The 14,901-nt window shown below is 61.2% G+C and carries 11 protein-coding genes; 6 read left to right on the top strand and 5 right to left on the bottom strand.

Features of this window, described 5'->3' with window-relative positions; all coding sequences use genetic code 11:
* Window positions 1–3 precede the first annotated feature (3 nt).
* Window positions 4–885 (top strand): class I SAM-dependent methyltransferase, encoded by an 882-nt coding sequence (locus tag F7P80_RS02295; RefSeq protein WP_151042424.1) that lies wholly within the window; start codon window positions 4–6, stop codon window positions 883–885.
* Between the two features lie 84 nt (window positions 886–969).
* On the opposite strand, the gene F7P80_RS02290 is transcribed toward F7P80_RS02295, so the two are convergent.
* The 4 genes from F7P80_RS02290 to F7P80_RS02275 form a co-directional block, all read right to left on the bottom strand.
* Window positions 970–1,965, bottom strand: a complete 996-nt coding sequence (locus F7P80_RS02290; RefSeq protein ID WP_151042422.1) for a Bug family tripartite tricarboxylate transporter substrate binding protein — start codon at window positions 1,963–1,965, stop codon at window positions 970–972.
* A 137-nt stretch (window positions 1,966–2,102) separates the two neighbouring features.
* Window positions 2,103–3,314, bottom strand: a complete 1,212-nt coding sequence (gene pcaF / locus F7P80_RS02285) for a 3-oxoadipyl-CoA thiolase (RefSeq protein WP_151042420.1) — start codon at window positions 3,312–3,314, stop codon at window positions 2,103–2,105.
* Window positions 3,315–3,421: 107 nt separating this feature from the next.
* A complete protein-coding gene (locus F7P80_RS02280; protein ID WP_151042418.1) occupies window positions 3,422–4,069 on the bottom strand; it encodes a 3-oxoacid CoA-transferase subunit B in 648 nt (215 codons plus the stop codon).
* Between the two features lie 29 nt (window positions 4,070–4,098).
* A complete protein-coding gene (locus F7P80_RS02275) occupies window positions 4,099–4,800 on the bottom strand; it encodes a 3-oxoacid CoA-transferase subunit A (protein ID WP_054067330.1) in 702 nt (233 codons plus the stop codon).
* Between the two features lie 149 nt (window positions 4,801–4,949).
* Between F7P80_RS02275 and F7P80_RS02270 the strand changes: the two genes are divergently transcribed.
* From F7P80_RS02270 to F7P80_RS02255, 4 genes are all read left to right on the top strand, one after another.
* A complete protein-coding gene (locus tag F7P80_RS02270; RefSeq protein WP_249041359.1) occupies window positions 4,950–5,747 on the top strand; it encodes an IclR family transcriptional regulator domain-containing protein in 798 nt (265 codons plus the stop codon).
* Between the two features lie 31 nt (window positions 5,748–5,778).
* Window positions 5,779–6,483 (top strand): transposase, encoded by a 705-nt coding sequence (locus F7P80_RS02265; protein WP_054067331.1) that lies wholly within the window; start codon window positions 5,779–5,781, stop codon window positions 6,481–6,483.
* Window positions 6,484–6,698: 215 nt separating this feature from the next.
* The gene (locus F7P80_RS02260) at window positions 6,699–11,435 is read left to right on the top strand and encodes a glutamate synthase-related protein (protein WP_151042416.1); all 4,737 of its coding nucleotides are present in this window, start codon (window positions 6,699–6,701) and stop codon (window positions 11,433–11,435) included.
* An 81-nt stretch (window positions 11,436–11,516) separates the two neighbouring features.
* Window positions 11,517–12,992, top strand: a complete 1,476-nt coding sequence (locus F7P80_RS02255; protein WP_151042414.1) for a glutamate synthase subunit beta — start codon at window positions 11,517–11,519, stop codon at window positions 12,990–12,992.
* A gap of 320 nt (window positions 12,993–13,312) precedes the next feature.
* On the opposite strand, the gene F7P80_RS02250 is transcribed toward F7P80_RS02255, so the two are convergent.
* A complete protein-coding gene (locus tag F7P80_RS02250) occupies window positions 13,313–13,735 on the bottom strand; it encodes a DUF3293 domain-containing protein (RefSeq protein ID WP_151042412.1) in 423 nt (140 codons plus the stop codon).
* A 239-nt stretch (window positions 13,736–13,974) separates the two neighbouring features.
* Here F7P80_RS02250 and F7P80_RS02245 point away from each other — a divergent pair, with 239 nt between their 5' ends.
* On the top strand, window positions 13,975–14,781 hold the full coding sequence (locus F7P80_RS02245; RefSeq protein ID WP_151042410.1) for an amino acid ABC transporter substrate-binding protein: 807 nt from the start codon (window positions 13,975–13,977) through the stop codon (window positions 14,779–14,781).
* The last annotated feature ends 120 nt before the right edge of the window (window positions 14,782–14,901 follow it).

The raw sequence follows: 14,901 nt of genomic DNA, 5'->3' as shown, positions 1-14,901 counted from the left end.
AAAATGGCGAAAAACAACAAGGCTGGCAAAGGCCAGACGCAGACGGCTGCGCAGGATATTGCTGCACAGCTGGACCTGAAACCCGGTCAAAGCATTGGGCTGCTCAAGGCGCTGCATATCCTCACGCGTGACGGCAAGCTCAACCAGGACTCGCGCCGCAAGCTCAAGCAGGTGTATCACCTGTATCAGTTCATTGAACCCATTCTGAAAGAGCTGGGCGAGAACGATCACGCCGTCACCCTGGCTGACCACGGGGCTGGCAAGTCCTATCTGGGCTTCATCCTGTATGACCTGTACTTCAAGGCGCAGGGCAAGGGCAGCATCTACGGCATTGAAACCCGCGCACCACTGGTGGACGCCTCGCAGAAGCTGGCCGCAGACCTGGGCTTTGAGCGCATGCATTTCCTGCACATGTCGGTGGCAGAGTCCACGCATGCGGACTTCATGCCCGAGCGCTTTGATGTGGTCACTGCTTTGCATGCCTGCGATACCGCCACGGATGATGCGATTGCCTTTGGCCTGGAGAAAAAAGCCAAGGCCATGGTGCTGGTGCCCTGCTGCCAGGCGGAAGTGGCAGCCTGCCTGCGCCAGACCAAGGCCCTGAGCCTGTCGCGCACGCCGCTGGCTGAGCTGTGGCGCCACCCGATTCACACGCGTGAAATGGGCAGTCAGATCACCAATGTGCTGCGCTGTCTGTATCTGGAAGCTTGTGGCTATCAGGTGACGGTCACGGAGTTGGTGGGCTGGGAACACAGCATGAAAAACGAGCTGATCGTGGCGCGTTACACCGGCCATAAAAAGCGCAGTGCGGCAGAGCGTCTGCAGCAGTTGCTGACCGAATTCGGCCTCGATGCGCTGGCCGAAACACGTTTCAAACTGCCTTAAAAAAACGCCGATGGCGAAAGCACATCGGCGTATGAAAACAGGAGGAGACAACGGCAGGCAGATGGCGGCCTGCCGGAATGGCGCTTACACCTCAGCGCCAGACTCTTTCACGACCTTGCCCCACTTGGCGGCTTCGGACTGGATGAAGGCTTCAAACTCGGCGGGGGTATCAATCACTACTTCACCACCCTGGTCGGCAATCTTCTTGACCACGGCGGGGTCCTGGAGCACCTTGGTCAGAGCGCTGTGCAGCTTGTCCAGCACAGGGGCCGGCGTGCCTGCAGGGGCCCACAGACCAAACCACGATGTCGCTTCATAGCCTGGTACACCTGCTTCGGCGATGGTGGGTACATCAGGCAGCTCGGGTGAGCGCTTGGCAGTGGTCACGGCAATCGGGCGCAGCTTGCCTGAACGAACGTGCTGGATGGCCGATGGCATGTTGTCAAACATGACGGCAATCTGGTTGCCCAGCAGGTCAGACACAGCCGGGGCACTGCCCTTGTAAGGAATATGCGTCAGCTCAGCGCCCGTCATGCTCTGGAACAGCGCGCCAGACACGTGAGGAGAGGCTCCGGAGCCGGGTGAGCCATAGGTCACATCACCAGGGTTGGCCTTGGCATAGGCAATCATTTCCTGCACGGTCTTGTAGGGGCGGCTGGGGTGGGCGACCAGCAGATTGGGCACGGTGGCCACGCGGCTCAGTGGCGTGAAATCCTTCAGCGGGTCGTAGGGCAGCTTTTTGTACAGGGACTGGTTGATGGCGTGTGTGCCCACGGTGCCCATGAACAGCGTATAGCCATCGGCCTTGGCACGTGCGGCCTGCTGTGCGCCAATATTGCCGCCCGCACCGGGCTTGTTCTCGATGATGATGCTCTCGCCCAGCTCCTGGCCCAGAGCCTGTCCGACGATGCGGGCCAGAATATCGGTGGTGCCTCCCGCAGAGAAGGGCACGATCATGGTCAGAGGCTTGCTGGGAAAGTCTGCCTGAGCCAGTGTGCTGCCCATGCCTGTGGCCAGCAAAGCCGCTGCAGCCAAAGTCTTGATGCCTGTGCGGCGGGTAAAAGTCTTGGAAGCCAACATCAACGTCTCCTTAGAACAGATGTCTTGATTCAAAGCACACCCGTGCAGACCGCGCAGGTCTGCGTGTGAGATCAGTCCGGGGTGTGGTGGTGGCCGTGCATGCGTGGCACGGCCATCCAGGAGGAAGGGGAGAAGGCTTAGACCTTCTCGAGAATCACGGCAATGCCCTGACCCACGCCAATGCACATGGTGCACAGTGCATAGCGGCCACCCAGGGTGTGCAGCTGGTTCACGGCCGTCGTCGCCAGGCGGGCACCGGAAGCGCCCAGAGGGTGGCCCAGTGCAATTGCACCGCCCCACTGGTTCACACGTGCATCGTCATCGGCAATGCCCAGATCACGCAGCACGGCCAGGCCCTGTGCGGCAAAGGCTTCGTTCAGCTCGATCACGTCCATGTCGGCCAGGGTCAGACCGGTCTGTGCCAGCACCTTGCGCACCGCCGGGGCTGGGCCAAAGCCCATGATGCGGGGGGCAACACCCGCGGTGGCCATGCCGACGACACGGGCACGGGGCACCAGGTTGTATTGCTTGGCGGCTTCTTCATTGGCCAGCAGCAGGGCGCAGGCGCCGTCGTTCACGCCGGAGGCATTGCCTGCAGTCACTGTGCCGTCTGGGCGCACCACGCCCTTGAGCTTGGCCAGCGCTTCCAGCGTGGTCGCGCGGGGGTGCTCGTCCTGGCTGAACACAATGGGGTCGCCCTTCTTCTGAGGGATGGACACGGGCACGATTTCCTTGGCCAGGTAGCCAGCGGCAATGGCGGCTGCGGCCTTTTGCTGGGATGCCAGCGCCATGCGGTCCTGGGCTTCGCGCTCGATCTTGAAGTCGTCGGCCACGTTCTCGGCTGTTTCAGGCATGGAGTCCACACCGTACTGTGCCTTCATCAGCTTGTTCACAAAGCGCCAGCCGATGGTGGTGTCGTACACGGCATGGTTGCGGCTGAAGGCTGTTTCTGCCTTGGGCATGACAAAGGGCGCGCGGCTCATGGATTCCACACCGCCCGCAATCATCAGGCGTGCTTCGCCGGACTTGATGACACGGGCCGCCGAGCCCACGGCATCCAGGCCCGAGCCGCACAGGCGGTTGATGGTGGCACCGGGCACTTCGATAGGCAGGCCTGCCAGCAGGGCCGACATACGGGCCACGTTGCGGTTGTCTTCACCAGCCTGGTTGGCGCAGCCATAGAGCACATCGTCCACGGCCTTCCAGTCCACATGGGGGTTGCGCTCCATCAGGGCCTTGATGGGCAGAGCGCCCAGGTCATCGGTGCGCACGCTGGACAGCGTGCCGCCGTAACGGCCAAAGGGGGTGCGGATGGCGTCGCAGATAAAAGCTTGGTTTGCAGTGCTCATGGTGTCTCCGAGTTGCACAAGGGCCACAACAACGGCCAATTTTTAAAAAAAGAGGAGCGACCAGCGCTTGCTACACAAGCGCTAGAGGCCAATTTCATTGATATTTCTCAGGCGGAGGCAATGGACAGGCCGATGAGGGCCTCCAGCTGCGCATGGCTCAGGCCTTCAACGGTGTCGATCAGGCGCAGGCCCTGGGGTGTGCATTCCAGCGTGCACAGGTCGGTGTAGATGCGCTTGACGCAAGCCAGACCGGTGAGGGGGTAGCTGCACTTTTCCACGACCTTGCACTCGCCTGTCTTGGTCAGCAAATCCATCATCACCCAGGTGCTCTTGGCGCCGACTGCCAGGTCCATCGCGCCGCCCACAGCGGGGATGGCGCCGGGTTCACCCGTGCTCCAGTTGGCCAGATCGCCGGTGGCAGACACTTGAAATGCGCCCAGTACACAGATGTCCAGATGGCCGCCGCGCATCATGGCAAAGCTGTCGGCATGGTGGAAATAGCTGCCACCGGGCAGCAGGGTGACAGGCTGCTTGCCCGCATTGGTCAGGTCGTAGTCTTCCTTGCCAGCTTCAGGTGCTGGCCCCATGCCGAGAATGCCGTTTTCCGACTGCAGCACGATTTCGCGGTCAGCAGGAATGTGGTTGGCCACCTTGGTGGGCATGCCAATGCCGAGGTTCACATAGGAGCCATCGGGAATGTCCTGGGCAATGCGTTGTGCCAGTTCGTCTTTAGTACGCTTTTGATAGCTGCTCACGCTTGATACTCCTGCGCTTGAACTGTTTTTTAGGCAGATTTCTTGAAGCCGCCAGCCTGCGTGGCAACACGTTCAATCGGAACCACCTTGTGCACGTAGATGCCCGGGGTGACGATGGCTTCAGGGTCCAGCTCGCCCAGTTCCACCACTTCATGCACGGTGGCCACGGTGAACTTGGCAGCAGTCGCCATCACGGGGCCAAAGTTGCGGGCAGACATGCGGTAGGTCAGATTGCCCCAGCGGTCGCCTTTTTCGGCCTTGATCAGGGCGACGTCACCATGGATGGGGTACTCCAGCACATAGTGCTTGCCGTTGATCTCGCGGGTTTCCTTGCCTTCAGCCAGCTCGGTGCCGTAGGCAGTGGGGCAGAAGAAGGCGCCAATACCAGCACCTGCAGCACGCATGCGCTCAGCCAGATTGCCCTGAGGAACCAGCTCCAGCTCGATCTTGCCGCTGCGGTACAGCTCATCGAACACCCAACTGTCCACCTGGCGCGGGAAGCTGCAGATGATCTTGCGCACCTGACCGCTCTTGAGTAGGGCCGCCAGACCGGTGTCGCCGTTGCCTGCGTTGTTGTTCACAATGGTCAGGTCGCGCGCACCATGGGCAATCAGGCCGTTAATCAGTTCCACGGGGTTGCCCGAGGTGCCAAAGCCACCAATCAAAACTGTGGCGCCGTCTTGAATACCGGACAGCGCTTCGGCGATGCTGTCGGTGATCTTGTTGATCATGCTTGTCTCTCCCAGATGAGCGGGTGTGCAAAGTCACAAGCTTTGCTAAAATGTTCGTAATAAGAACATTTGTTCGTTAAAAGAATTATAGGGACCGAACCTTGGAAAAATCGCCTGTAAAAACCACATCAGGGAAAACCCTAGAGACTCTGCAAGCGCCTGCACAGCCTCCGGAAAACAAGCCCGGAGACAGCTATGTGCAGTCGTTTGCGCGGGGGCTGGAGGTGATTCGCTCCTTCAGCGCAGAACAGCCCGTACAGACCTTGAGCGAGGTGGCGGCACAGACCGGCCTCACGCGCGCCGGGGCACGCCGCATCCTGCTGACGCTGCAGACGCTGGGCTATGTGCACAGCGATGGCAAGCACTTCCGTCTGACCGCGCGCATTCTTGATCTGGGTTATGCCTATCTGAGTTCACAGCCCATCTGGAATCTGGCTTCTCCGCTGATGGAAGCACTGTCGGAAAAAGTGCAGGAGTCCTGCTCAGCCGGTGTGCTGGACGGGCTGGATGTGGTCTATGTGGTGCGTGTGCATGCCCACAAGATCATGAGCACCAACCTGGGTGTGGGCTCACGCCTGCCTGCCTTCTGGACGTCCATGGGGCGCATGCTGCTCGCTGGCCTGCCTCGGGCCCAGCTGCAGCAGTTGCTGGCCGAGTGCCCGCGTGTGGCCTATACGCGCCACACGCTGGTGGAAGATGCTGACCTGCTGCGCGCCATTGCCCAGGTGCGTGAGCAGGGCTGGGCGCTGATCAATCAGGAGCTGGAAGAAGGTCTGATCTCGGTGGCAGCCCCGCTGATCAATGCCCAGGGGCAGACGGTGGGGGCGATCAACGTCTCTGGCCAGGTCAACCGCACCAATGCGCAGGAGATGGAATCGCGCATACTGCCGCATCTGCTGTCTACGGCCCAAAGCGTTTCACAATTGCTGCGTACGACACGCCAGTAAGCGGCGTGCTTTGGCGTTCTGTTCTCCCACCATGGCCCGACTACCCCGCCTGACCTTGCCCGGCCTGCCGCACTATGTGGTGCTGCGTGGCAACAATCTGCAGCCCATTTTTGTAGATGGGCAGGATTACGCCCATATGAAGGCCGTACTGGCCGAGATGGCAGGGCGCTTTGGCGTGCAGTTGCACGCATTCGCCCTGCTGCCCAATCAGCTGCACCTGCTGCTCACGCCCGAGCAGGCAGACAGCCTGCCGCAATTCATGCAGTCTGTGGGGCGTACCTATGTGCGCAGCTTTAACAACCGTCACGGACGCAGCGGCACCCTGTGGGAAGGGCGCTACCGCGCCACGGTGCTGGAGCCGCAGTCCTGGATGCTGCCTGCCATGGTGGTGCTGGAGTGCCAGCCTGTGGACGAAGGGGTGACCAGCCGTGCGGTGGACTATGGCTGGAGCAGTGCACGCCACCATGTGGGTGCTCAGACCGAGCGCATGCTGCGCCTGCACCCCAGTTACTGGAAGCTGGGGAATACGCCGTTTGCGCGCGAGGCCGCCTATGCCGAGCTGCTGGACCGCGGCCCCTCCGCAGAGGTGCGTGAGGTGGTGCTGCAGGCGGCACTCAAGGGCTGGGTCTTGGGCTCGGACAGCTTTGTGCAGGAGCTGCAGCAGCACACCACGCGGCGTTTGCAGCGCCAGAAAGCCGGGCGACCCGTGCGGACGTTGCCCCCAAAAACCGAATAAACATTCGGGTTACAGGCACCAATCAGGTGCCTTTTTTATCCCATGAATGGCAGTGTTTTGTTTTTATTAAATTTTTTCATATCTGTCCCTTATTTTTATTTGGGTTAATTTGGTGCATTTAAATTGGAATCTGACCCTAATTAAATTTTCTTGCATGAGGTGATGCATGGATTTAATCTGCGAGTCCCTGCGATATACGAACGAGGACGACTGCCATGACCACGGCTGCAGAAATAGCACACCTCCAAGAACACGGCCTGTACGCCAAAAGCCACGAACACGATGCCTGCGGATTGGGCTTTGTTGCCCACATCAAGGGCGAGAAGCGCCACGACATCGTCTTGGGCGCGCTGAAGATCCTCGAGAACATTGACCACCGTGGTGCCGTGGGTGCCGACCCGCTGATGGGTGACGGGGCAGGTATCCTGATTCAGATTCCCGACCAGCTCTACCGCGAAGAAATGGCCAAGCAGGGGGTGGAGCTGCCTCCTGCGGGCGAATACGGCGTGGGCATGGTCTTCCTGCCCAAAGAGCATGCCTCCCGCCTGGCCTGCGAGCAGGAGCTGGAGCGCGCCATCAAGGCTGAAGGCCAGGTGCTGCTGGGTTGGCGCGATGTGCCCGTGAACCGCGACATGCCCATGTCGCCCGCCGTGCGCGAAAAAGAGCCCATCATGCGCCAAGTGTTCATCGGCCGTGGCTCGGACGTGATCGTGCAGGACGCGCTGGAGCGCAAGCTGTACGTGATCCGCAAGACCGCCTCTGCCGCCATCCAGAACCTGGGCCTGAAGCACAGCAAAGAGTATTACGTGCCCAGCATGAGCAGCCGTACCGTGGTGTACAAGGGCCTGCTGCTGGCCGACCAGGTGGGCGTGTACTACAACGACCTGGCCGATGAGCGCTGCGTCTCGGCCATCGGTCTGGTGCACCAGCGTTTCTCCACCAACACCTTCCCCGAGTGGCCGCTGGCCCACCCCTACCGCTATGTGGCGCACAACGGTGAAATCAACACCGTGCGCGGCAACTACAACTGGATGGTGGCGCGCGAAGGCGTGATGGCTTCCCCTGTGCTGGGCGAAGACCTGAAAAAGCTCTACCCCATCAGCTTCGCAGGCCAGTCCGACACCGCTACCTTCGACAACTGCCTGGAGCTGCTGACCATGGCGGGCTACCCCATCAGCCAGGCCGTGATGATGATGATTCCCGAGCCCTGGGAGCAGCACGAAGCCATGGACGAGCGCCGCCGCGCCTTCTATGAATACCACGCCGCCATGATGGAGCCCTGGGACGGCCCTGCCTCTCTGGTGTTCACCGATGGTCGCCAGATCGGCGCCACGCTGGACCGCAACGGCCTGCGCCCCTCGCGCTATGTCGTAACCGAGGACGACCTGGTCATCCTGGCGTCCGAAGCCGGTGTACTGCCCGTGCCGGACAGCAAGATCGTGCGCAAGTGGCGTCTGCAGCCCGGCAAGATGCTGCTGATCGATCTGGAGCAGGGGCGCATGATTGAGGACGACGAGCTTAAGGCCAATGTCGTCAACACCAAGCCCTACAAGCAGTGGATCGAGAACCTGCGCATCAAGCTGGACCAGGTCGAAGTGCCTGCCGACTTTGTCGTGCCAGCCAAGACCAGCGAGCTGCCTTTGCTGGAGCGCCAGCAGGCCTTTGGTTTTACGCAGGAAGACATCAAGTTCCTGCTGGCCCCCATGGCCAAGAACGGCGAAGAAGGCATTGGCTCCATGGGCAATGACAGCCCGCTGGCCGTGCTGTCCAGCAAGAACAAGCCGCTGTACAACTACTTCCGCCAGATGTTCGCGCAGGTGACCAACCCGCCGATCGACCCCATCCGCGAAGCCATTGTGATGTCGCTGGTGTCCTTCGTGGGCCCCAAGCCCAACCTGCTGGACATCAACCAGGTCAACCCTCCCATGCGTCTGGAGCTGCAGCAGCCCATCCTCGACTTCGAGGGCATGGCCAAGCTGCGCGAGATCGAAAAGCACACCCACGGCAAGTTCAAGAGCGCGACCATTGACATCACCTACCCCCTGAGCTGGGGCCGTGAAGGTGTGGAAGCCAAGCTGGCCTCGCTGTGCGCCCAGGCCGTGGACGAGATCAAGGGCGGCGCCAACATACTGATCATCAGCGACCGCCATCTGTCGGCCACCCAGGTCGCCATTCCTGCGCTGCTGGCCCTGTCGGCCATCCACCAGCACCTGGTGCGCGAAGGTCTGCGCACTACTGCCGGTCTGGTCGTGGAAACCGGCACCGCCCGCGAAGTGCACCACTTCGCCGTGCTGGCAGGCTACGGTGCCGAAGCCGTGCACCCCTATCTGGCGCTGGAAACCCTGGTGGACATGCACAAGGACCTGTCCGGCGATCTGTCTGCCGACAAGGCCATCTACAACTATGTGAAGGCCATCGGCAAGGGCCTGTCCAAGATCATGTCCAAGATGGGCGTGTCGACCTACATGTCCTACTGCGGCGCCCAGCTGTTCGAAGCCGTGGGCCTGAACAGTGCCACGGTGGAGAAATACTTCACCGGCACCGCCAGCCGCGTGGAAGGCATCGGTGTGTTTGAAATCGCCGAGGAAACCATCCGCAACCACCTGGCCGCCTTTGGTGACGACCCCGTGCTGGCCACCATGCTGGACGCGGGCGGCGAATACGCCTGGCGTGCCCGTGGCGAAGAGCACATGTGGACGCCCGATGCGATCGCCAAGCTGCAGCATTCGACCCGCGCCAACAACTTCAGCACCTACAAGGAATACGCGCAGATCATCAACGACCAGAGCAAGCGCCACATGACGCTGCGCGGTCTGTTCGAGTTCAAGTTCGATCCTTCCAAGGCCATCCCTGTGGAAGAAGTCGAACCCGCTGCCGAAATCGTCAAGCGCTTTGCCACCGGTGCCATGTCGCTGGGTTCGATCTCGACCGAAGCCCACGCTACGCTGGCCGTGGCCATGAACCGCATTGGCGGCAAGAGCAATACCGGCGAAGGCGGCGAAGACCCCAAGCGCTACCGCAACGAACTCAAGGGCATCCCGATCAAGCAGGGCGAGACCCTGGCCTCCATCATCGGCAAGGAACAGGTCGAGTCCGACATCGAACTGCGCGATGGTGACAGCCTGCGCTCCAAGATCAAGCAGGTCGCTTCCGGTCGCTTTGGTGTGACCGCCGAGTACCTGGTCTCGTCCGACCAGATCCAGATCAAGATGGCGCAGGGTGCCAAGCCCGGTGAAGGCGGCCAGCTGCCCGGCGGCAAGGTGTCTGACTACATCGGCATGCAGCGTTACTCCGTGCCCGGCGTGGGTCTGATTTCGCCACCACCCCACCATGACATCTACTCCATCGAAGACCTGGCCCAGCTGATCCACGACCTGAAGAACGTGGCGCCACACGCCGATGTGTCCGTGAAGCTGGTGTCCGAAATCGGCGTGGGTACGATTGCTGCGGGTGTGGCCAAGTGCAAGAGCGACCACGTGGTGATTGCCGGTCATGACGGTGGTACCGGCGCTTCGCCCTGGTCCTCGATCAAGCATGCCGGCGGCCCCTGGGAAATCGGCCTGGCCGAAACCCAGCAGACCCTGGTGCTCAACCGCCTGCGTGGTCGTATCCGCGTGCAGGTGGACGGTCAGATCAAGACCGGCCGCGACGTGGTGATCGGCGCGCTGCTGGGCGCGGACGAGTTCGGCTTTGCGACCGCACCGCTGGTGGTGGAAGGCTGCATCATGATGCGCAAGTGCCATCTGAACACCTGCCCTGTCGGCGTGGCCACGCAGGACCCTGAGCTGCGCAAGAAATTCACCGGCAAGCCTGAGCATGTGGTGAACTACTTCTTCTTCATCGCGGAAGAAGTGCGCCAGATCATGGCACAGTTGGGCATCCGCAAGTTTGACGAGCTGATCGGCCGCACCGAGCTGCTGGACACCCGCCAGGGTGTGGAGCACTGGAAGGCGCAGGGCCTGGACTTCAGCCGCTTGTTTGCCCAGCCTGCCGTGCCTGCCGAAGTGGCCCGTTTCCACGTCGAAAAGCAGGACCACCTGCTGGACAAGGCACTGGACGTCAAGCTCATCGAGCGCTGCCAGCCTGCCATCCAGAACGGCGAGTCCGTGCGCATCATGGAAGTGGCGCGCAACGTGAACCGTTCCGTCGGTGCCATGCTGTCGGGTGCAGTGACCAAGGTCCATCCCGAAGGTCTGCCAGACGACACCATCCGCATCCACTTTGAAGGTACGGGCGGCCAGTCCTTTGGTGCCTTCCTGTGCAAGGGCATTACGCTGAACCTGACCGGCGAAGCCAATGACTACACCGGCAAGGGCCTGTCGGGCGGCCGCGTGATCGTGCGCCCCAGCCATGAGTTCCGCGGCGAGTCCGTGCGCAACACCATCGTGGGCAACACCGTGATGTTCGGTGCCACCCGTGGTGAAGCCTTCTTTGCGGGCGTGGCAGGCGAGCGCTTTGCCGTGCGTCTGTCCGGCGCGACGGCCGTGGTCGAAGGCGTGGGTGACCACGGCTGCGAATACATGACCGGCGGCACCGTGGTGGTGCTGGGCAAGACCGGCCGCAACTTTGCAGCGGGCATGAGCGGCGGCGTGGCATACGTCTACGACGAAGACGGCCAGTTCGCCAAGCGCTGCAATACCGCCAGCGTGAAGCTGGAGAAGGTGCTGCCCCACGACGAGTTCGTGGCCAGCGTGCCCCGTGGCGTCTGGCACAACGACCAGAGCGACGAGCAGCAGCTGCGTGCCCTGATTGAAGCGCACAGCCGCTGGACCGGCTCCAAGCGTGCCCGTGACCTGCTGGACAACTGGGCCGCTGCGCGTGCCAAGTTCGTCAAGGTCTTCCCGACCGAGTACCTGCGTGCACTCGGCGAAATCTATGAACGCAAGCAAAAGGAAAAGCAAGCAGCACAAGCGCCAGCAGCTCCTGAAACAGAAGCAGTAGCCGCGAAGTAATCACAGCCACATGCGGTGGCGCAGACCTTGGGTCCGCCACCGCGCTGCTCCAGCAAGCAAAGATTTCAAGGAATACACATCATGGGAAAGACCACAGGCTTCATGGAATACGACCGCATCGAAGAGGGCTATCTGCCCGTTGCGGAACGTGTGAAGAACTACAAAGAATTTGTCATTGCCCTCACGCCCGAGCAGGCCAAGATCCAGGGCGCACGCTGCATGGACTGCGGCACGCCGTTCTGCAACAACGGCTGCCCGATCAACAACATCATCCCGGACTTCAACGATTTGGTGTACCGCGGGGATTGGGCCAGCGCCATTGAGGTGCTGCACAGCACCAACAACTTCCCGGAGTTCACGGGTCGCATCTGCCCCGCACCCTGCGAGGCCGCCTGTGTGGCCAACATCAACCGCGCGCCCATCGGCATCAAGTCCATCGAGCACGCCATCATCGACCGCGCCTGGGAAGAGGGCTGGGTTAAGCCCCAGCTGCCTGCCCGCCAGACCGGCAAGAAGGTGGCCGTGGTGGGGGCTGGCCCTGCGGGTCTGGCAGCCGCCCAGCAGCTGGTGCGTGCCGGTCACGACGTGACGCTGTTCGAGAAGAACGACCAGGTCGGCGGCCTGCTGCGCTACGGCATTCCTGACTTCAAGCTGGACAAGGCCAACATCGACCGCCGTGTCGAGCAGCTGATGGCCGAAGGTCTGAAGATCCGCACCGGCGTGCTGGTGGCGGGCAAGGACGGTCTGGGCAAGGACAGCAAGGTCACCAACTGGGCCAAGGAAACCATCAGCCCCGAGCAGCTGATGGAAGAGTTTGACGCCGTGCTGCTGACCGGCGGTGCCGAGCAGTCGCGTGACCTGCCCGTGCCCGGCCGTGACCTCAAGGGCGTGCACTTTGCGATGGAATTCCTGCCCCAGCAGAATAAGGCTACCCGCGAAGGCAAGTACAAGGGCCAGATCCGCGCCGATGGCAAGCATGTGGTGGTGATTGGTGGTGGTGATACGGGCTCAGACTGCGTGGGCACCTCCAACCGCCACGGTGCGGTCAGCGTGACCCAGTTGGAGCTCATGCCCATGCCCCCCGAGCAGGAGAACAAGCCGCTGGTGTGGCCGTACTGGCCGCTCAAGCTGCGCACCTCTTCCAGCCACGAGGAAGGCTGCGTGCGTGAGTTCGCCATCGGCACCAAGGAATTCATTGGTGAAAAGGGCCAGCTGACCGGTGTGAAGACCGTGCGTCTGGAGTGGAAGGACGGCAAGATGACCGAAGTTCCAGGCTCCGAGCAGATCATCAAGGCCGATCTGGTGTTCTTGGCCATGGGCTTTGTTTCGCCTGTGCAGGCAGTGCTCGACGCCTTTGGCGTGGAAAAGGACCAGCGCGGCAACGCCAAGGCATCGACCGATCTGGTCGGCGGCTACGCCACGAGCGTGCCCAAGCTGTTCGCAGCGGGTGACATGCGCCGTGGACAGTCTTTGGTTGTGTGGGCCATCCGTGAAGGCCGCCAGGCCGCGCGTGCCGTGGACGAGTTCCTGATGGGTGAGACTACGCTGCCCCGTTAATAGTCTGGGTCGGCCTTCACGGTGGCCCACAAGGGGCTGTGATGGAAGCTGCAGCCTCACCGGCTGCAGCGCGTGAAGGCCGCCAGACAGCGCGTGCGGTGGATGAGTTCCTGATGGGTGAGACTACGCTGCCCCGTTAAAAGATTCCGTCGTTTCTGGTTCCAACTTGCTTGGGCACCTTCGGGTGCCCTTTTTTTGTTGGCGATGTCCGTCGTCGTGGCTGGTTATTGAAAAAGATAGCTGCTAGCGCTTGAAAAACAAGGTTTTCAGGTGGTTTTATGTCTGAAATCTAAGCTTTTCAAGCGCTGGAAGCTATGGTTTTAGCGCAGCAGCACCAGCTGTGGCACGGTATCCGCACCGCAATAGAGCAAGGCGTTCTGCTGCCACTGCTGGCCCCAGGCGCGGGCGGTGTGCAGGTCCATGCCCAGAATCAGCACGCTGGACTCGCCCGGCCATTCGCTCTGGGGGTCTTCGCCAAAGCCTTCCAGATAGGCCCAGCCCGCGCGCTGCAGCGCCTGGCGCAGCTGTTCCATGCGGCGCGCATTGTGCTCATCAGGCAACAGCTCGCCCAGTGGGTTGCAGGCCGTCAGATAGACCGCGCTTTGCACGGCGTGGCGCTGGTAGTAGGGGCGCAGGGCAGGCTGGGGCTCACCAATCTGCAAATACCAGTTCTGGCCTTGGATGCGGTAGTGGGTGCTGCGGTAGGCGTGCAGCAAAGGCTCGGGCAAAACAGTGTCGGGCATGGCAATGCAGTCATAAAAAGACGGCGGCACGGTGTTTGCATGCGTGGTTATGCAGCAAACCAGTAGCAACCGAGGTCTGTCTGCGCGACAATACCGGATTCAGCCACAGCGGCATACAGCACCTAGGGTTTCCCAGCGTGCCATGCCCATGTGGGGCTGCGGCCCGTCGCGATGTGCATCACATGCCCCGTGTTGCGCTCTGGCAGGCCTGACCAGTTTTTCCACCTCAATTTGAAGCCATGAAAAAACGTACCCTTCTTGCATCGTTGGCACTGACCGCCATCCTCGCTGCGTGCGGCAAGTCTGAACCTGCTGCTACCGCGCAAGCGCCTGAAGCAGCCCCCGCTCCTGTGGCTGTGACCAAGATTGTGGTCGGTCTGGATGACAACTTCCCCCCCATGGGCTTCCGCGACGAGAAGAACGAGCTGGTCGGCTTTGACATCGACATGGCCAAGGAAGCGACCAAGCGCCTGGGCGTGGAAGTGGAATTCAAGCCCATTGACTGGAGCGCCAAGGAAGCCGAACTCAACGGCAAGCGCATCGACGTGCTGTGGAATGGCCTGACCATCCTGGAGTCGCGCAAGCAGCACATCGCCTTTACCGATCCCTACATGGCTAACCGCCAGATCATCATCGTCAAGGCTGGCTCTGACATCGCCGACAAGGCGGGTCTGGCTGGCAAGGTGGTGGGTGTGCAAGAGTCTTCTTCAGCCGTTGATGCGATGAAGAAGGAAGAGGCTGTGTTCAACACCTTCAAGGATTTCAAGCAGTTTGGTGACAACATCACTGCCCTGATGGACCTGGAAGCTGGTCGTCTGGACGCTGTGGTGGTGGACGAAGTGGTGGGCCGTTTCCACGTGGCCAAGAAGCCTGGCGCCTATGTGGTGCTGGAAGAGAACTTCGGCACGGAAGACTACGGCGTGGGCTTCCGCAAGGAAGACACAGAACTGCTGAACAAGGTGAACCAGGTGCTGAAGGACATGAAAGCAGACGGCGCTGCTGCTGAAATTTCCAAGAAGTGGTTTGGTGAAAACATTGTCAAGTAAGCTTCGCGCTTGAGCACACACCGGCGTAGCCCGCCTTGGCTACGCCGGTGTTTTTTGTTGGCATAGCACGCAGCTGATGCAACGGTGCGCCGCAAGGCGCCTGCGACACCCGTTCAAGCG

Origin of the sequence: Comamonas kerstersii (genome assembly GCF_008801935.1) — a bacterium.
GTDB lineage: Bacteria > Pseudomonadota > Gammaproteobacteria > Burkholderiales > Burkholderiaceae_C > Comamonas > Comamonas kerstersii.
Note: the sequence above shows the minus strand (reverse complement) of the source record. Positions and strands in the feature narration are given on the sequence as shown.